17 protein-coding genes and 1 pseudogene are annotated in these 16,981 nt (G+C 69.4%); 7 read left to right on the forward strand and 11 right to left on the reverse strand.

All coding sequences use genetic code 11. From position 1 onward, the window contains the following. The gene (locus miv_RS08065; protein WP_207182193.1) at nt 1-774 is read right to left on the reverse strand and encodes an ABC transporter substrate-binding protein; all 774 of its coding nucleotides are present in this window, start codon (nt 772-774) and stop codon (nt 1-3) included. Nucleotides 775-877: 103 nt separating this feature from the next. On the opposite strand from miv_RS08065, the gene miv_RS08070 reads away from it, so the two are divergent. Both miv_RS08070 and miv_RS08075 read left to right on the forward strand, forming a co-directional pair. Then, nucleotides 878-1,504: a cupin domain-containing protein gene (locus tag miv_RS08070; RefSeq protein ID WP_207182195.1), complete on the forward strand. Its 627-nt coding sequence runs from the start codon at nt 878-880 to the stop codon at nt 1,502-1,504. 644 nt (nt 1,505-2,148) lie between these two features. Next, nucleotides 2,149-2,739 (forward strand): hypothetical protein, encoded by a 591-nt coding sequence (locus miv_RS08075; protein WP_207182197.1) that lies wholly within the window; start codon nt 2,149-2,151, stop codon nt 2,737-2,739. A 177-nt stretch (nt 2,740-2,916) separates the two neighbouring features. Here miv_RS08075 and miv_RS08080 read toward each other — a convergent pair whose 3' ends face one another. The 3 genes from miv_RS08080 to miv_RS08090 are packed head-to-tail and all read right to left on the reverse strand — an operon-like array spanning nt 2,917 to nt 5,624. Next, nucleotides 2,917-3,921, reverse strand: coding sequence for an ABC transporter substrate-binding protein (locus tag miv_RS08080; RefSeq protein WP_207182199.1), 1,005 nt, complete (start codon nt 3,919-3,921; stop codon nt 2,917-2,919). A gap of 41 nt (nt 3,922-3,962) precedes the next feature. Beyond that, on the reverse strand, nt 3,963-4,748 hold the full coding sequence (locus miv_RS08085) for an ABC transporter permease (RefSeq protein WP_048428685.1): 786 nt from the start codon (nt 4,746-4,748) through the stop codon (nt 3,963-3,965). Between the two features lie 48 nt (nt 4,749-4,796). Then, nucleotides 4,797-5,624 carry an ABC transporter ATP-binding protein gene (locus miv_RS08090; protein ID WP_058617981.1) on the reverse strand — a complete coding sequence of 276 codons (828 nt, stop codon included), beginning with the start codon at nt 5,622-5,624 and terminating at the stop codon, nt 4,797-4,799. A 277-nt stretch (nt 5,625-5,901) separates the two neighbouring features. On the opposite strand from miv_RS08090, the gene miv_RS08095 reads away from it, so the two are divergent. After that, nucleotides 5,902-6,384, forward strand: coding sequence for an MmcB family DNA repair protein (locus tag miv_RS08095; protein ID WP_048428668.1), 483 nt, complete (start codon nt 5,902-5,904; stop codon nt 6,382-6,384). A gap of 75 nt (nt 6,385-6,459) precedes the next feature. Here miv_RS08095 and miv_RS08100 read toward each other — a convergent pair whose 3' ends face one another. The 3 genes from miv_RS08100 to miv_RS08110 all read right to left on the reverse strand — a co-directional run bounded on the left by miv_RS08100 (nt 6,460) and on the right by miv_RS08110 (nt 8,700). Next, nucleotides 6,460-6,957 carry a hypothetical protein gene (locus miv_RS08100; RefSeq protein WP_207182201.1) on the reverse strand — a complete coding sequence of 166 codons (498 nt, stop codon included), beginning with the start codon at nt 6,955-6,957 and terminating at the stop codon, nt 6,460-6,462. A 376-nt stretch (nt 6,958-7,333) separates the two neighbouring features. Continuing rightward, nucleotides 7,334-7,909 carry a PilZ domain-containing protein gene (locus miv_RS08105; protein ID WP_048428686.1) on the reverse strand — a complete coding sequence of 192 codons (576 nt, stop codon included), beginning with the start codon at nt 7,907-7,909 and terminating at the stop codon, nt 7,334-7,336. A 188-nt stretch (nt 7,910-8,097) separates the two neighbouring features. Continuing rightward, on the reverse strand, nt 8,098-8,700 hold the full coding sequence (locus tag miv_RS08110) for a PAS domain-containing protein (protein WP_048428670.1): 603 nt from the start codon (nt 8,698-8,700) through the stop codon (nt 8,098-8,100). Nucleotides 8,701-9,172: 472 nt separating this feature from the next. Here miv_RS08110 and miv_RS08115 point away from each other — a divergent pair, with 472 nt between their 5' ends. Both miv_RS08115 and miv_RS08120 read left to right on the forward strand, forming a co-directional pair. Next, on the forward strand, nt 9,173-9,985 hold the full coding sequence (locus miv_RS08115; RefSeq protein WP_207182203.1) for a rhomboid family intramembrane serine protease: 813 nt from the start codon (nt 9,173-9,175) through the stop codon (nt 9,983-9,985). Between the two features lie 133 nt (nt 9,986-10,118). Beyond that, the gene (locus miv_RS08120; protein WP_048428671.1) at nt 10,119-10,550 is read left to right on the forward strand and encodes a CBS domain-containing protein; all 432 of its coding nucleotides are present in this window, start codon (nt 10,119-10,121) and stop codon (nt 10,548-10,550) included. Nucleotides 10,551-10,568: 18 nt separating this feature from the next. Here miv_RS08120 and miv_RS08125 read toward each other — a convergent pair whose 3' ends face one another. Both miv_RS08125 and miv_RS08130 read right to left on the reverse strand, forming a co-directional pair. After that, nucleotides 10,569-11,621: a patatin-like phospholipase family protein gene (locus tag miv_RS08125; RefSeq protein WP_207182205.1), complete on the reverse strand. Its 1,053-nt coding sequence runs from the start codon at nt 11,619-11,621 to the stop codon at nt 10,569-10,571. Between the two features lie 149 nt (nt 11,622-11,770). Further along, nucleotides 11,771-12,262, reverse strand: a complete 492-nt coding sequence (locus tag miv_RS08130; RefSeq protein ID WP_207182207.1) for an Lrp/AsnC family transcriptional regulator — start codon at nt 12,260-12,262, stop codon at nt 11,771-11,773. 120 nt (nt 12,263-12,382) lie between these two features. Here miv_RS08130 and hppD point away from each other — a divergent pair, with 120 nt between their 5' ends. Further along, nucleotides 12,383-13,513 (forward strand): 4-hydroxyphenylpyruvate dioxygenase, encoded by a 1,131-nt coding sequence (gene hppD / locus miv_RS08135; RefSeq protein ID WP_207182208.1) that lies wholly within the window; start codon nt 12,383-12,385, stop codon nt 13,511-13,513. Between the two features lie 140 nt (nt 13,514-13,653). On the opposite strand, the pseudogene miv_RS33895 reads toward hppD, so the two are convergent. Next, nucleotides 13,654-13,713, reverse strand: a pseudogene (locus miv_RS33895) (hypothetical protein); the annotation flags it as partial. Then, nucleotides 13,710-14,027: a contractile injection system protein, VgrG/Pvc8 family gene (locus miv_RS33900; RefSeq protein WP_420890935.1), complete on the reverse strand. Its 318-nt coding sequence runs from the start codon at nt 14,025-14,027 to the stop codon at nt 13,710-13,712. The pseudogene miv_RS33895 and the gene miv_RS33900, both read right to left, overlap by 4 nt. Before the next feature lie 171 nt (nt 14,028-14,198). Between miv_RS33900 and cas3 the strand changes: the two genes are divergently transcribed. Further along, nucleotides 14,199-16,772 carry a CRISPR-associated helicase Cas3' gene (gene cas3 / locus miv_RS08150; RefSeq protein ID WP_207182209.1) on the forward strand — a complete coding sequence of 858 codons (2,574 nt, stop codon included), beginning with the start codon at nt 14,199-14,201 and terminating at the stop codon, nt 16,770-16,772. The last annotated feature ends 209 nt before the right edge of the window (nt 16,773-16,981 follow it).

Genomic DNA, 16,981 nt, shown 5'->3' on the forward strand with positions numbered 1-16,981 from the left:
TCAGGACGGGTTCACGGAGGGCTGCAGGCCCCACTTCTCCAGGATCTTCGCGAGCTCGCCGTTCTCCTTGATCTTGGACAGCCCCGCGTCGATCTTGGCGAGCAGGGCCTTGTCGTCCTTGCGCACGCCGATGCCGACCGAGCCGACGACCACCGGCTTGTAGGACGCGACGAGGTGGGCGTTGGGGAAGTTGCCGCTCTTGAGGTTGTAGGCGGCGATCGGCGCGTCGGCGAAGATCGCCTTGACGCGCCCGGCATTCACGTCCCGCAGCATGTCCGGGAAGGTGTCGTAGACCTTCACCTCGCCGAACTGGCCCGATTTCTTCAGCGCGTCGACGAAGGCGGTGCCGACCTGGGCGCCCACGGTCTCGCCCTTGAGGTCGGCGAACGCCGTGTAGGCCTTGGTGTCGGCCTTCGGTACCACCAGCCCCTCGCCGTAGGTGTAGACGGGAGCCGAGAACGCGATCACCTCCTGGCGCGGCGGGGTGATGAACATCGCCGCCGAGATGACGTCGATCTTCTTGGCCGTCAGCGCCGCGATCAGCGTCGAGAACTGGAACGGCTCGATCTGCACCGAGAAGCCGGCTTCCTTCCCGATCGCCGTGATCACGTCCACCATCACGCCCTGGATGGTGTTGGTCTTGGTGTCGAGGAAGGTGAAGGGCACCCCGGTCGGCGTCGAGCCGACCCGGACGGTCTCCTGAGCCAGGGCCGGCCGGGACAGGGCCCCCGCGAGCACCAGGGCCGCGCCCGCGGCCATCATCAGACGCTTCATCGTCCCCGCTCCCGTGCCGGGCGGCTTCGATGCCGCCGCGAAATTTCATTGACATGAACATCAGGGCATAATTCGCTGCATCACGCAATCCGATTTCATGCACATGAAACAGGCGACGGCCGGACCACAGAATGGGCAAGGGGCCCGGCAGGCAGCCGGGCCGATCGCGGCCGACCTCGCGGTGGGGCAGCGCCTGCGCGCGCTGCGCCAGACCCGCGGCCTGTCGCTGAAGACGGTGGCGGCGGCGACCGGCCTGTCGATCGGCTATCTCAGCCAGGTCGAGCGCGGCCTGTCCTCGCCGTCCCTGCGGGTGCTGACCGGCGTCGCCGATCTCCTCGGCATCGGTCTCGGCGTCCTGTTCGACGGACCCGGCGCGGGCGGAGCCGAGGGGTTCGTCACCCGGGCCGGGGAGCGGGCGGCCCTCACCCTCTGGCGGGCCGGCATCACCAAGCAGCTGCTGACGCAGGGCGACAGCGCGCTCAGCCTCTTTCTGATGCAGCTCGCGCCGCTCGCCGGCACCGGGGACGAGCCCCTGGTCCATGACGGCGAGGAGGCCGGGCTGGTGCTGGAAGGCGCCCTCGTCCTGACGGTCGAGGGCACGACGGTGGAGCTCCAGGCCGGCGACAGCTTCCGCTTCGCCAGCCGGCGCCCGCACCGCTACCGCAACCCGCACCCCGACCGGCCGGCCGCCGTGCTGTGGGTCAACGCCGTGCCGCGGGCGGGGGCGTGAGGTTTTCGAGCGGATCCGTGCGGCGCAACGCGGCTCGGGTGCCTTCTGTTCGTTGCTCCCAGGGCGGACGACCGTTTGGCGAGATTTTCCGCATTTATATTTATAAATAGCTATTTATATTTGCATGATGATGGTTGTTTGCGCAATATCGGGATATTTTTGATCGGATTGACATTCCTGATATCTCCCTCGTCATTCCATGCCCCCGCGGCGGTCCCGGGTACGAAGAGAAGGTCCGTGGGGTCATAGTCGGCGACCGGAACAAGACGATCGCGTGTTCTGTCGATCGATTTGTCCGGCACGCAGCAAGGATCGCACTTCGAATGGCGGTCTGGTCCGAGATGATCGAGCGACGGGAACGAGCCCGGATCCTCGACGCGAGGACGAGGGTGACGAACCACCCGGCACATTTGCGATCACCTCGATGGAGACGCACGAAGGCAAGCAATAACGATCGATTTTGCCAAAATCAAAAATCTGACTTCCAAAAAATTTCATTGTGAGCAATAAATACATGACGCTAAAAATGTGCTATTTCGGAATTCACATCGGCAGATCGGCTTGACTGATTTTATATTTTAACTATCTTCGCCGCATCCTGAATATGGATAGTGTTAGAAATCATACATATAGAGGAGCGATCTATGTCGATTTCTCTCCGCGTCGTCGGCATTTTCTACAATCGGTCCGACATTCCCGATAGAGGTAAACAAACAGTAAAAGATGTTCTCGATTACGCCGTCAAAAATTCCAGGCCTCCAAATCTTCCCTGCGACAATTTCAAATATATAGTTAGTTCTACCGCTGCGCCTGCGAGTGCCAATGCAAAACCGAGCGTCAGCGCGTTTTTTGCAAATTATACTGACAGCTTTGCAAGTCAGACCAGTGGTCTGAAGTATCCGCGTGGTGAATATTTTCTGTCCGAGTCCCTGGTCGAAAATCCGAGTTATGTCGTCTGGCAGTTTTATGTCTTCGGTGCGAACGGCGTGCCGATCATCCCCAATCCTCGAATCTCTTCCTTCGTCGACGTCCAGGTTCCGGATGGCGGCCGCGTCGTTTGGCGTCTCGTCAAGGTCCTGTCGGCTCCGAACCTCGTGCCCACGGTGTACCGGACGGCGTTCGGCCTGGGAGATCCGAAACAGGCGGTCGTGGCACCCGGCGCCGGTGTGTCGGCCGGAACGTCGCCCGGCCACGCGGATGCCGGCTCGTCGCCGGCCGGTGCGGCACAGTCATGAAGCGGGAACGGCGTCCGATCGCGTGACGATCGGACGCCGTTCCGGCAGGATTCGGACGCCGAGAGCGAACCCAGCCGGGCGAAATGCGCCCCGGCACGGACCATCACGGCGAGGAGCGGCCTGGAAGCCCGTACGGGGTCGACGGCCGCCCCTCGTGCGCTCCAGCCGACCCTCGGTTCAGCCCATCGCCCGCTTGACGAACCGGTCCTCGAAGGTCGTGGCGAGGTCGATCTTGGCGCCCTGCAGGTCGGGGTCGAGGGTGCGCACCAGCTCCAGCACGCTCGCCATGCCCTCCTGGGTCGGGATGCCGGTGCGGGAATAGCTCTCGAGCGAGTTCTTCACCGCCTGCACGTAGAGCGGCTTGTCGCCGAAATGGTAGGCCGGCGGCACCGTGTCGGCGATCTCCTCGGGCGTGGCGGCGACGATCCATTTCAGCGACTTGGCGAAGGCGTTGACCACCTTCTGGGTCGCGGCGGCGTGGTGCTCGATCCAGTCCTGCTTGGTGTAGACCACCGCCGCCGGGTTCGGTCCGCCGAACAGGGCGCGGGTGCCGGCCTCGGTGCGGGTGTCGATGATGACCTTGATGTCGCCGTCGGCCTCGAGCTTGGCGATCACCGGGTCGAGATGGGAGATCGCGTCGATCTCGCCCTTCTTCATCGCCGCGATGGCGCCGGCACCACCCCCGACGCCGATCAGCGCCGCGTCGGTGGCCTTCAACCCGGCCTTGATCATCGCGTACTGGGCGGTGAGCGAGGTCGAGGAGCCCGGGGCCGTGACGCCGATCTTGCGGCCCTTGAAGTCGGCGGCGGACTTCACCGTGTCGGCGAGGTCCTTGCGCACCCCGATGACGATGGCGGGGAAGCGGCCGAGCTCGCACACGGCGCGCACGTCCTGGCCCTTGGCCTGCATGCGGATCGTGTGCTCGTAGGCCCCCGTCACCACGTCGACCGAGCCGCCGATCAGCGCCTGGAGCGAGCGGGCGCCGCCGCCGAAATCGTTGATCTCGGCCTCGACGCCCTCCTCCTTGAAGAAGCCCTTCCGCTCGGCGATCGTCAGCGGCAGGTAGTAGAGCAGCGGCTTGCCGCCGACGCCGATGCGGACCTTCACGGTGTCGGCCCGGGCGGGGGCGGCGGGGGCGAGCGCCAGGGCGGCGGCGCCGGCGAGGAAGCTGCGGCGTTGCATTGGGGGTGATTCCTCCCGTTCTGGTGTCTCGACCGGTTCTCTCAGCCCTGGCCGCCGGCTTGCGGGCGCCAGACCAGGAGGCGGTTCTCGATCAGGGTGACGACCGTGTCGATCACGACGACGAACACGGTCAGGATCAGCATCCCGGCGAAGACGCCGGTGACGTCGAACACGCTCTCGGCCTCGTGGATCTTGTAGCCGAGGCCGGCCGAGGAGCCGAGATACTCGCCCACCACCGCGCCGACGAGGGCGAAGCCGACGGCGGTGTGCAGCGAGGAGAACATCCAGGTCAGCGCCGAGGGCCAGTAGACGTGGCGAAGCAAGCCGCGCTCGTTCATGCCGAGCATCCGGGCGTTGTTCAGCACCACCGGGCTCACCTCGCGCACGCCCTGGTAGACGTTGAAGAACACGATGAAGAAGACGAGCGTGAAGCCGAGCGCCACCTTCGACCAGATGCCGAGGCCGAACCACAGGGCGAAGATCGGCGCCAGCACCACCCGGGGGAGCGCGTTCGCCGCCTTGATGTAGGGGTCGAACACGGCGGCGAGCAGCGCGTTGCGGGCGAACAGGAACCCGAAGGCGATGCCGCCCGCCGCGCCGAAGACGAAGGCCAGCACCGTCTCCTGCAGGGTGATCCAGAGATGGCCCCAGATCTCGGGGTTGGTCATCTCCATCCAGGTCCGCTTCAGGACCTCGACCGGGGTCGAGAAGAAGAACTGGATCTGCTTGGGGGCGCCGAGGATCGGATAGACGGTCAGCACGTGCCAGATCGCGAGGCCGATCAGGCCGACGAGGATCTGCAGGGCGAGGAGGCCCAGGCGGTTCACGGGGCGGTTCACGACAGGAATCTCCGATGAGGCGTCACGCCATGGTCCTCACGCCGGACCGCTCGCATAGGCGCGGGAGACCTCGACCCGCAGGCACGACCAGATCTCCTTGTAGAGGGCGTGGAATTGCGGCTCGAGGCGGATCTCGCTGATGTCGCGCGGGCGGGCGAGATCGACCTTGAACTCGCCGACGATTCTCGCGGCCGGGCCGGCCGAGAGCACCACCACCCGGTCGGACAGCGCGATCGCCTCCTCGAGGTCGTGGGTGACGAACATCACCGCCTTGCGGTTGGCCGCCCACAAGTCCAGCAGCAGGTTGCCCATGATCTGCCGGGTCTGCGCGTCGAGCGGCCCGAAGGGCTCGTCCATCAGCAGGATCTCGGGGTCGCGGATCAGCATCTGGGCCAACGCCACGCGCTTGCGCTGGCCGCCCGAGAGCATGTGCGGATAGCGGTCGACGAAGGTCGCGAGCCCGACCTTGCCGAGCCAGTCGCGGGCCCGCGCCAGGGCCTCCGCCCGCTTCACGCTCTGGGGCTCCAGCGCCACCGCGACGTTGTCGAGGGCGGTCTTCCACGGCATCAGGGCGTCGGCCTGGAAGAGGTAGCCGGCGCGGGCGTTCAGCCCCGAGAGCGCCGAGGAGAAGACCGTGACGCGGCCCGAAGCGGGCTTGAGCAGCCCGGCGGCGGCGTTGAGCAGGGTCGACTTGCCCGAGCCCGTCGGTCCCACGATGGCGACGAATTCGCCCGGCATCACCCCGAGGTCGATCCCCTCGACGGCGACGTAGCGCTTGCCCCCCTTGAGGGTGAAGGCGATGCTGACATCCTCGAGACGCACCGCGTCGCCGTGGGCGAGTGCCGTGCCGCCGACCAGGCGCATGCCGGACCGCCCTCCCTTATGCCTCTCGGCGGCGCGCTGCCCCACCATGCGTCCCGTCTCCCTCCCGTCGTCCCGGCCGTCTCGCGCGGCTCCCGGATGCGGCCGACCATCGGCGAGCGGGCCCGCGAGATCAACCGCTCCCTCCGTTGCGCAGGCCGGTTTTGGGCGCGGCGCGGGTGCGACACGGGCCGCAGGTGACAAGATCGGGCGAAGCTGGTCGGATGGCGTTCCCGATTCGATCTCGTTTGCAACCCATCAGCCGCATCGTTCCACAGCCTTGTCCGCCGCCCTCGCCCTCTCGCTCCCCGTCGACCGCCGCCAGTCTCCGACCGCCCTCGGCGTCCAGCGCGGCGTGCGGCGCCTCTTCGCCGAACTCGGCTTCGTCACGATTCCGGAATTCACCCTGGCCAACGGCCGGCGTGCCGACCTGATCGCGCTGGGGACGTGCGGCAAGCTGACGATCATCGAGATCAAGTCGAGCGTCGCCGATTTCCGCGCCGACCGGAAATGGCCCGACTACCGCGACTTCTGCGACCGCTTCTACTTCGCGGTGCCGGAGACCCTGCCGGTGGAAATCCTGCCGGACGACACCGGGCTCATCGTCGCCGACGCCTTCGGGGCGGCGATCCTGCGCGATCCGCCCGAGCATCCCCTGGCCGGCGCCCGCCGCAAGGCGGTGACCCTGCGCTTCGCCCACGCGGCGGCGGGCCTGCTCCACGCGCTGGCCGATCCAGGCTCGATCCGGGAGGGCGCGCTGTAGGCGCCCCGCCCGACGCTCCCGCCAGGTCCGGTCTTCCCATCCGCCGTCCGATGCGGAGTGCGACGCTCGCGCCCGCTACCGCAGATGCTCGACCAGGCGCCAGCATCCCTGGATGTGCTCGAACACGTAGGCCTCCGGCGCACCGAACGTCCGGATGAGGTCGTCCTCGGGGGAGAACTTGGCCTTGACGAAACCCAGGCGCATCCGGTTGCCGTCGATCTTGAACGTCAGCTTGACCCGCGACAGCTTCGCCGTGCTGCGACCGGGCTCGTCGTAGACCCACATGTTGTCGACGATGGTCACCCGGAACGGCTCGCCGGGCCGGGCCACCGGCCTTGCCGGATCCCGCAGGTCGCGCTCGGCAATCGGGGAGGCGCTGTAGGCCGCGCGCAAGGCCGGATCGGACGCGATCGCATTCAGGAACTCGCTGAAGCCGTCCTCCGTCTTCTTGCAGGCCTCGGCCGGCAATTCGGCCCGCGCCGCGGCCGGTGCCGCCAGGGTGGGGGCCGCGGCCATCGCGCCGCCGGTCAGGAGCGAGGTCGCGAGCGCGGTCCTGGCCCAGCCTTGCGTCATGGCGATAATCCTTCCATCGGGCGCATCCGGTGCCGGCGGGGCACGGCGCAGGGTGGCGGGGCGCGTCGTCCCACGGTCCCGAATGACCTGTCCAGTGGACTAGTACATCGTCGCGCCGCGGCGCTCCGCGCTTCCCGGGCGATCCCGGATCCCGCGGATCCCGGCTCGTCAATCTCGACTTTCGGATCTCGACCTTCGGATCTCGGCCTACGGATCCCCGACGGCGTGACGCAACGCCTTCGCGACCGGACGCGCTCCGCGCGCGGGTCTGAGCGAGTCGCCCCGGGAGCGGGCCGCGCCCCGGTGCGGGACAACGGGCGTCGCTCGGCCTGAAGGCCACCGGACCCTGACCGAGGGCACCTTCAACGACGGAGCGTCACAACACCAGATTCTCGTCGAACCGGTCCGGCGAGAGCGGCAGGCGGAACTCGATCGCGGCGCCGCCCTTGAACCGGCGCACCACCCGGCCGGGCGTGCGGCCGACGGTCAGGGCGGTATCGAGCGGCAGCTCGACCTCGCAGGCGATCGCCGCGCCCGAGAGCGAGATGTCGACGATGCGCGCAGAGATCTCGCGCCCGCCGTCGAGGTGCAGGGTGGTGAGGGCGCGGCGCGGCACCACGCGCTCGTGCCGGCGGTCCTCCGGCAGGCCGAGCACCGTCCGGTTGGCGAGCCAGGTCAGCTGCGAGGCGATCTTGTCGCGCTTGTGCGTCGTGGCGTTGATCGTCACCGCGATCCCGTCCGGCAGGATCCGCGCGACGGTACCCTCGATCCGCCCGACATGTTCGAGGTAGATCACGATGCGCTCGCCGACCTCGCCGCCGACCGCGCAGGTCAGCCGCACCCCGCCGGGGGACATGTCGACGGTCTGGCACGGATATTCCTGCCGGTCGGACAGCATGTAGCGCCCGAGGAGCGCCACCGCGACGCGGTTGTGCCGGCGCTGCTCCGACATCGCCCGCAGGGAGAGCGCGCGCGCGATCGCGGAGGCCGGACGGACCGGGACGTCGCCCGGCGCGTCCTCCGCGGCGCTGCCCATCACGCTCGCCCCTACGCTCGCCGCCATGACGCCCGATTCTCCCGCCGCGGAGCGGCTCGCTCACGCGGGATCATGCGTCGGAATGGTTAACGAACCCCCGTGCCTCAGGCCCGCCCGCCGTGATGCACCACGAAGCGCTTGCGGCGCTCGGGCCCCGGCTCGTCGTTGGCCGCCGGCGGGGGCGCCGCCAGCGGGGCGAGGGCGGCGTTGGCCTCCCCGGTGAGGATGCGCAGGGAGACGGTGCGAAGCGCCACGATCGGGCGCAGGCCGAGCCAGGTCGGGATCACCGCGGGCGAGAGCGCGCCGATCACCCGCGCCTGGGTCTTGCCGCGGTGGCGCAGGGGCAGGAGCAGCAATTCGAGGTCGAGGGTCTCGCCCGCCTCCGTCACCCCCACGAGGCCGACCACCACGCCGGCGGTCTCCTGGATCACCACCTCGACCAGCCGCCAGGGATCGGCCGCCGGAGCCTCGCCCCACAGGCCGCCGAAGGAGTGACCCCGCAGCTCGGCCCCGAACAGGGCGCAGAGCCGCGTGCCGGCGAGCCGGACCGTGGCGGCCTGGCTGGCCGCGTCGATCTCCAGGATCAGGCTGTCGGCGAGGACGTGGCGGATCTCGCCGGGCTCGATCTCGCCTCGCTCCGGCGCCGCGCGGGCGCCGCGCAAGCCGTTCCAGTAGGCGTGGAGCATGCGGCTGGTCGGGTGCTTCATGGCGTCTCGGTCTGGCACGGGCGTTCGGGCGGGCTGTTCGCGTGGCGACCGGTTACCGTCCCGTTTCGGGACTGTGGCCGGCGCGGCTGATTCGGTTGAGCAGACCCTATGCCGAACGGGGCGGGCGCGAGAGCGTAAGGTTTAGTTAGGGTTAACCTCCCACCGCTGTTGCTTTTGCCACACACCTGGGCGATTGTGGGGACCAATGACGGTTTTGGGCTGGCAGGGGCCGAGGGCGTGCCCTACGCCGGTTCGCGTGTAAAGGGGTGAGGGCCGGATCCGGCCCGCGTCGTCACGGTCCTGACGGCGTTCCGCGTCTGCCCGCGTGGCTCGGCGCGATCATCCTCTTCGGGGAGGGCGGCAACGCTCTCCCTTTTTTTTCGACCGGCGCGGCCTCTATCCCCGAACCACGCCGGGCCGCGGCGGCGCCCGCCCTTGCGGACGGGCCCCGCGCCCCGCAATGGTGCCCCGCATGGATGCCACCCCCGACCTCCCGCGACCGCCGCGCGTGCCGGTGTTCAACATGCCCGCCGTGGTCACCGCCTCGGTCGGGATCCTGGTGCTGATCCACGCCGTGCGGCAGGTCCTGCCCGACGTCTGGGACATCACCCTGCTCCTCGATCTCGCGCTGATCCCGGCCCGCTGGACCCTCGCCCTCGATCCGGGCCGGGCCGCCGACGTGCTGCGCGCCGCCGCCGGGACGGAGGGCGACGGCGTCGAGCTGCGCAAGGCCTTCGCCGCCTATCTGGTGGCCGATGCCGACGGGATGCCCTGGACCTTCGCCACCTACGCGCTCCTGCACGGCTCCTGGGCCCACGTGCTGCTCAACAGCGTCTGGCTCGCAGCCTTCGGCACGCCGGTGGCGCGGCGCTGCGGCGCCTGGCGCTACGGCGCGGTCGCGCTCGCGGCCACCGTCGCCGGCGGCCTGCTCCACGTCCTCATCGATCCCCTGAGCACCGTGCCGCTGATCGGCGCCTCGGCGGGCGTCTCGGGGCTGATGGCGGCGGCGGTGCGCTTCGCCTTCCAGCCGCCCGAGCCCGCAGGCCCCGCCGCAGTGCCGTGGCAGCGCCCGGTGCCGACCCGATTGCAGACGATCCCCGAACTCCTCCGCAACCGCTCGGCGGTGGTCTTCCTCGTCATCTGGTTCGTCACCAACCTGCTGTTCGGCCTCGCCGCCCTGCCGCTGGGCTTGAGCGACGCCCCCGTCGCCTGGGACGCGCATCTCGGCGGCTTCGTCGTCGGCTTCCTGCTGCTGCCCCTGGTCGAGCGGATCGGGCGCCGCTGAGGCGGGCAAAGGATTGTTTCCCTTCGACTTCCGGGGTGCTTGCATCGTCCGGCGCGCGGTCACACACTCGTCGCCCAACGAGCGCCCCGCCCGGACCGCTACAGGCCGGCGGGGCCCGAGCAGGGAGGTGTTGATGACCGTTGCGCGCATCCTGTCGCAGAAGGGCCGCACCGTCGTGACCGTGCAGCCCCACCGCACCCTGGCGGAGGCCGCCGCGCTCCTGACCGAGAAAGGCATCGGCGCCCTGGTGGTGAGCGATGCCGGCCAGACCGTTCTCGGCATCCTGTCGGAGCGCGACATCATCCGGGCGGTGGTCCGCGGCGGCGGTGCGGCGCTCGAGGCGCCGGTCTCCCGGCACATGACCGCCAAGGTGATCTGCTGCAGCCGCGCCAGCGCCGTCGACGAGGTGATGGAGCTGATGACCGACGGCCGCTTCCGCCACGTCCCCGTGGTCGAGGACGGCCGCCTCGTCGGGCTCGTGTCGATCGGCGACGTGGTCAAGCACCGGATCGAGTCGGTCGAGGCCGAGCACCAGGCGATGCGCGAGTACATCGCCACCGCCTGATGCCTCCCGGCGGCCGCCTCACGCCGGCGTGACGGCGGCCGCGATCATCTCGTGAATCTCCGGCAGCATCCGCCGGGTGGCCTGACGGCCGAGCTCGATGCACTCCTCGGCGCGGTGGAACTCAAACAGGCCCATCTGGGCGAGCTTCGGGTTGATCATCACGTCGGGCGGGTCGCCGGCGAGCCGCGAGCGCGAGATCCGGTCCTGCGTGATGTTGAAGGCGTCGACCATCACGCTGGCGATGCCGCTCGGCGCCCCGGCCTCCGGCCGGGGCTTCGGCTTGGCCCGCCGCCCACCGATCAGCGGCCAGCGCCGCGCCTCCTCGGCCGGCGCGCCGGCGGCCTCGGCGGCCGCCTCCATCACGGCATCCGCCCCTTCCGCCCCGTGCGACTGGATCACCGTGCCGCGCACCCGCATGTCGCCGTTGAGGTTCACGCAGAGCACCACGTCGGCGCCGAGCGCGCGGGCGGCGGTGACGGGCACCGGATTGACCAGCGCGCCGTCCATCAGCCAGCGCCCGGCGATCTTCACCGGATCGAAGATGCCCGGCAACGCGTAGGAGGCCCGCACCGCCTCGACGAGACCGCCGCGGGTGAGCCAGATCTCGTGGCCGGTGCCGAGTTCCGTCGCCACCGCCGCGAAGGTGAGCGAGAGATCCTCGATGCGGGTGCTGCCGAGATCGCGCTCGAGGAGCCGCCGCAGGCGCTCGCCGGCGATCAGCCCCGACCCGCTGATGTGGAAGTCGAGCAGGCCCATCACCCGGCGCTTGGTCAGGGTGAGGGCGAAGTCGCGCAATTCGCCGAGCTTGCCGGCGGCGTGGCAGGCACCCACCGCCGCCCCGATCGAGCAGCCCGCCACCACGTCGATGGGGATGCCCGCCTCCTGCAGCACCTCGATCGCCCCGATATGGGACCAGCCCCGGGCGGCCCCGCCGCCGAGCGCCAGGCCGACCTTGGCCCGCCGGGGCCGCTCCGGCTCGCGCAGGGGAGGAACACCCGCGGCACCCAGCACGCCGTCCGCTGAGCGCCGCACGGGCGCGCCGGAAAAGAGTGCGATGCCGTCCCACATCATGGCGCCTGACCTCTGCCGGGCCTGTCCCGGTTCCCAGTGTGGCCTGGATCCATCAAGCGTTCATCAACGGCGGAGGTTGCATCGTCGATTCGTCGGGGATCGTCGCGGCATGGACGGAGCCGGGCCGCGATCGGACCCGGAGGCGGGCGTCAGCCGGCGGCCGCCCCGCGCGGCAGCGGCAGGGGAGCCGCCGCCTTCAGCGTGTCGAGCACCACGGCGGAATGGACGTGCGACACGCTCTCGTGCGGGAGCAGCACGTCGTTGATCACCGCCGAGAGGGCCTTCAGGTCGGGCACGATCAGCTTGAGCAGGTAGTCGCTGTCGCCGGTCATCACATGGGCCTCCAGCACGCAGTCGAGCCCACGGACCAGCTCGGCGAAGCGGCGGGCATTGTCGCGGTTGTGGGTGGCAAGCGCCACCTTGGTGAAGACCGTGACGGCGAGGCCCAGCGGCTCCGGAGCGAGCTCGGCCCGGTAGCCCCGCACCACGCCGCGCTCCTCCAGCCGCAGGCGCCGGCGCGAGCACTGGCTGGCCGAGAGGTGGACCCGCTCGGCGAGCTCCTGGTTGCCGAGCCGCCCGTCCTGCTGGAGTGCCGCGAGGATCTTCAGGTCGAACCCGTCGAGAGTGAGCGGATCGGTCATCGCTGGGCATCTCCATGCACGATCCGTGCGTGGAACCCGGGTCGGCGCCGGGATTTCGCACGCCCCGCGCGGGCCGTCCATGCTGTGATGGGGACCACGAACGCAAGAGGACGCAACCCCATGGGCCCCTATCCGCACGACGCCCCGGCCGCCTACGTCACCGCCGCCAACCCGATGGGCACGGACGGGTTCGAGTTCGTGGAATACGCTCATCCCGAGCCGCAAGCCCTGCACGACCTGTTCCGCGCCATGGGCTTTGCCGCGGTGGCGCGCCACCGCACCAAGGCGATCACCGTCTATCGCCAGGGCGACGTGAACTACCTCGTCAACGAGGAGCCCGGCAGCCACGGCCACCGTTTCGTCGCCGCCCACGGCCCCTGCGCCCCGTCGATGGCGTTCCGCGTCGTCGACGCGAAGGCCGCCTTCGCGCGGGCGGTCGCGCTCGGCGCCGAGCCGGCCGACCCGGCGGAGGGGAGCAAGACCCTCGACGTGCCGGCGATCAAGGGCATCGGCGGCTCGCTGCTCTACTTCGTCGACACCTACGGGCAGAAGGGCTCGCCCTACGAGGCCGAGTTCGATTGGCTCGATGCGCGCGACCCCAAGCCCGTGGGCCTGGGCCTCTTCTACCTCGATCACCTGACCCACAACGTGCATCGCGGCCGGATGGGCGTCTGGGCCGGGTTCTACGAAACAATCTTCAACTTCCGGCAGATCCGCTACTTCGACATCGCCGGCAAGCAGACCGGCTTGTTCTCGAAGGCCCTGACTTCGCCGGACGGCAAGATTCGCATCCCGATCAACGAATCGGCCGACGAGAAGAGCCAGATCGAGGAATACCTGCACGCCTATCACGGCGAGGGCATCCAGCACATCGCCTGCGGCTGCCGCGACATCTACGCGACGATCGAGGCGTTGCGCGAGCGCGGCGTCGCCTTCATGCCCGCGCCGCCCTCGGTCTATTACCGCCGCGTCGACCGTCGCCTGCCCGGCCACGGCGAGCCCCTGGAGCGGATGGAGCGCAACGGCATCCTGATCGACGGCGAAGGCGTGGTCGAGGGCGGGACGACCAAGATCCTGCTCCAGCTCTTCTCGGCCAACGCCATCGGGCCGATCTTCTTCGAGTTCATCCAGCGAAAAGGCGACGACGGCTTCGGCGAGGGCAACTTCAAGGCCTTGTTCGAATCGATCGAGGAAGACCAGATCCGCCGCGGCGTGCTCGCCGCCGACGGAGCCCGCGGCGCGGCGGCGTGAGGAGAGGCGCTGGGGCGGGGCTGCTCGGGGGAAGGAAAGGGCGCGGACCTCCCCTCTCCCCGCGGGCAGCGAGCGTATTGGGTGAAGCGCCCGCCCGCCGCCAGGGTTCGCACGCTGGAGCGGCCCTCGACGCGGTCGAAGCCGGTCTCGGTCGCCTGGATGCGCAGTCGCGTGGCGCGCTCGCCGGCCTCGCGGGTCAGCGCCCGTGCCGGATACTCGTAGAGTTCGTAAGCCGTGCCTCGGGAACGCGATCGATCGACGGCGTATCGGAAGTAAGATCGAGATTTGGCGTCAAGAATTCGTCATCGTTTCCGGCTCGTCGTCCCGGCGTGAACGAGAGTTGCCGGCGCCAGTCGTGGATGTGCTCGGCATCCGACGAGCCCGGGTCTCGGTCTCGCTCGTCATAGGCCGAGGGGTGGTCACCGCCGACGAGCGTATGCTTGTCGCGCTCATGGCGAAACCAGACCAAGTGACCTCGGCCGTAGATCGCCGCACGGTGCGTCGGCGACCGCAACCTGACAGGCCGAAACCGCGCAGCGGGTCCGGGGAGCCGCCGCGGGCGGCGAGTAGAGCGCGACCCGGGGGGGACGCCGTGAACAACCGATCGCGTTACAGAAATATCCCTCGCATCTTATGGTTTATCACGAATATCATCATTTCAAATTGAAGTGATCGGGAGGGATCGTTGACTGAAATTCACGCCTGGGCCAAGCGTGACGAGTTCGGTACGACGCTCGCTCTGATCGATCACGGCGAGGATGTCGCCGCCGTCCTGTACGCCGTGCTGACGCAGACCGCCTACCGAAGCAGGATCGAGAGACTCGCCGGACGTGCGTTGTCTGATCAAGACATCGAGCGATTGTGCACGCTCGCCTTTCTACACGATCTCGGCAAAGCCAATAGCGGCTTCTGGCGGCGCCAGTTTCCCAAGATGCCGCGCATCGGTCACACCGAGGTCGTCGGCGCCCTGTTTCACCACAGCGTACCGCTCCGTGACCAAGCCGTGGTGCGGGAGCTGAGCGATCGTATCGCGGCTTGGGGGGCGGCCGAACATCTCACGGCCGTCATGGCTCATCACGGCCGTCCGCTCACGAGTTTCAGCACGCCAGGTGCCATGAGCGGATCCAGCACCAGAGAGGCACGGTGTGATGCCGGCTGGTGGCGTCCGATCGACGGCTACGATCCGCTCGCCGAATTGGCACGGCTCCTCTCCGCCGCCCGCCTGCGCTTTCCGCTCGCCTTCCTGGAGGGCCCGCCCCTGCCCGATGCCGCGCGTTTCGTGGCATTGCTCGCCGGCCTGACGACCTTGGCCGACTGGCTCGGTTCGGACACGGCGCACTTTCCCCTCGCGACGCCGCCCGGGCTCTCGCGATCGCAGTTTGCGGTGCGGCAAGCGGCTCTGGGCGTCACCGTGCGGGGCCTCCGCCCGTTGTCACGCGCAGCGCCCGACTCCTTTGCAGCGGCCTTCGGATTTCCACCCTACGAGGCCCAGGAGAAGGCCGCCGCCGCATCGCTCGGCGCCATCGCGGCCCTCGAGGCCGAAACCGGTTCGGGCAAGACCGAGGCGGCCCTGTGGCGGGCGCTGGCGCTGATCGCCCGCGGCGAGGTCGACGCGCTGTACTTCGCGGTACCAACCCGCACCGCCGCCACGCAGCTGCACGGGCGGATCAACCGCCACCTCGCCCGCATCCTCGGCGCCGATGCCCCCCGTGCGGTGCTCGCGGTGCCGGGCTACCTGCGCGCCGGCGACGAGGACGGGCAGCGGCTCGCACCCTTCACGGTGCTGTGGCCCGACGAGGACGATAACGACGCACGGTGGGCGGCGGAGGCGCCCAAGCGCTATCTCGCCGCCCGCATCGCCGTCGGTACCATCGATCAGGCGCTGATGGCGGGCCTGCAGGTCAAGCACGCTCACCTGCGCGCCGCCGCCCTGTCGCGGGCGCTGCTCGTGGTGGACGAGGTCCATGCGTCGGACACGTTCCAGACCGAAATCCTGAAGACCGTCATCGGGAACCACGTTGCGGCCGGCGGCCGGGTGATGCTGCTCTCGGCCACCCTCGGCAGCGCGGCGCGCACGGCCCTCCTCGGCCAGGAGGCGCCGAGTCTCGCGCTCGCCCTCGAGACGCCCTATCCGGCGCTCTCGGGCGCCGAGGCGGCTCCGGCGGAGGTCAAGACCGGAGGCCGGCGCAAGGAGATCGTGGTCGGGACCGTGCCACTGATCGCCCACCCGCGGGAGATCGCCGTCCGGGCCCTCGCCGCCGCCCGCGCGGGCGCTTCGGTGCTCGTCGTCCGCAACACCGTCGCCGACGCGGTGGCGGTGCAGCAGGCACTCGAAGCCGAGGACGCCGGCAACCTGCTGTTCCGGGTCGGGGACGTCGCGACCCTGCATCACGGCCGCTTCGCCGCCGAGGATCGGCGTCTCCTCGACACGGAGATCGAGGCGGTCTTCGGCAAGGTGGACGACGATCAGGCCCCCGGGGAGCGTCGCGGCCGCGAGCGCCGGCCGATCGTCGCGGTCGGGACGACGACGCTCGAGATGAGCCTGGACCTGGATGCGGATCTCCTGATCACCGATCTCGCGCCGATGGATGTGCTGCTCCAGCGCTTCGGCCGCCTGCATCGGCACCGGCGCGACCGGCCGGCCGGCTTCGAGACGCCGCGGGCCATCGTGCTGGTCCCGGAGGCGCGCGATCTCTCGCCCCTGCTCGAGCGCGCCCGGCACGGGCTGGGGCCGTCCAAGGAGGGACGCGGGATCTATCCCCGGCTGGCGGTGATCGAGGCGACGTGGCGCCTGCTGGAGGAGCGCGCCCGGATCATCGTCCCGTGCGATTGCCGCCGGCTCGTCGAGCTGACGACCCATCCGGAGGCGCTCGACGCGGTCGCGGCGCAGAAGGGCGGCGCCTGGCTCGACCATGCGACCCGCCAGGAGGGCGGCCGTGTCGCCGACATGGCCCTGGCCGCTCACCATCGGCTCGACATGGCGGCTCCCTTCACGGACCTGTCGTTTCCCGAGGACGAAACGGTACGCACCCGGCTCGGCGCCGACGACCGGCTGATCCGGCCGGAGGTGCCGGTCGTCGGCCCGTTCGGGGCAGTGGTCACGCAGCTGCGCATCCCGGGATGGATGCTGACGAAGGCCGGGCCGATCCCCGACGACGCGACCGTCGCGGTCCGGGAGAAGGCGGGTGCCGAGGGCGTGAGGTTCACGCTCGGCGCGGTCGGGTTTCGCTACGATCGGCTGGGGCTGCGGGTGGAATGAGCCGGAACTCGTCAAACCGTCAGATGGTGCTGCCGCAGGCGCCGCGCCGTCGAACGGTTCGGGGGCCACTTGACCCCTATCTCACCTCAAGTATAAATATTTGCGATGAGGTAAGGACCGGAGACGTTCCACCGCCTCCGGTCCTTGTTCCGAACGAAGGCGGCTTGGGACCGCAGAGTCGGGTGTCGTCTGACACGACAATTGCAGAT

The sequence above is a fragment of the Methylobacterium indicum genome, from assembly GCF_017347565.1.
GTDB lineage: Bacteria > Pseudomonadota > Alphaproteobacteria > Rhizobiales > Beijerinckiaceae > Methylobacterium > Methylobacterium indicum.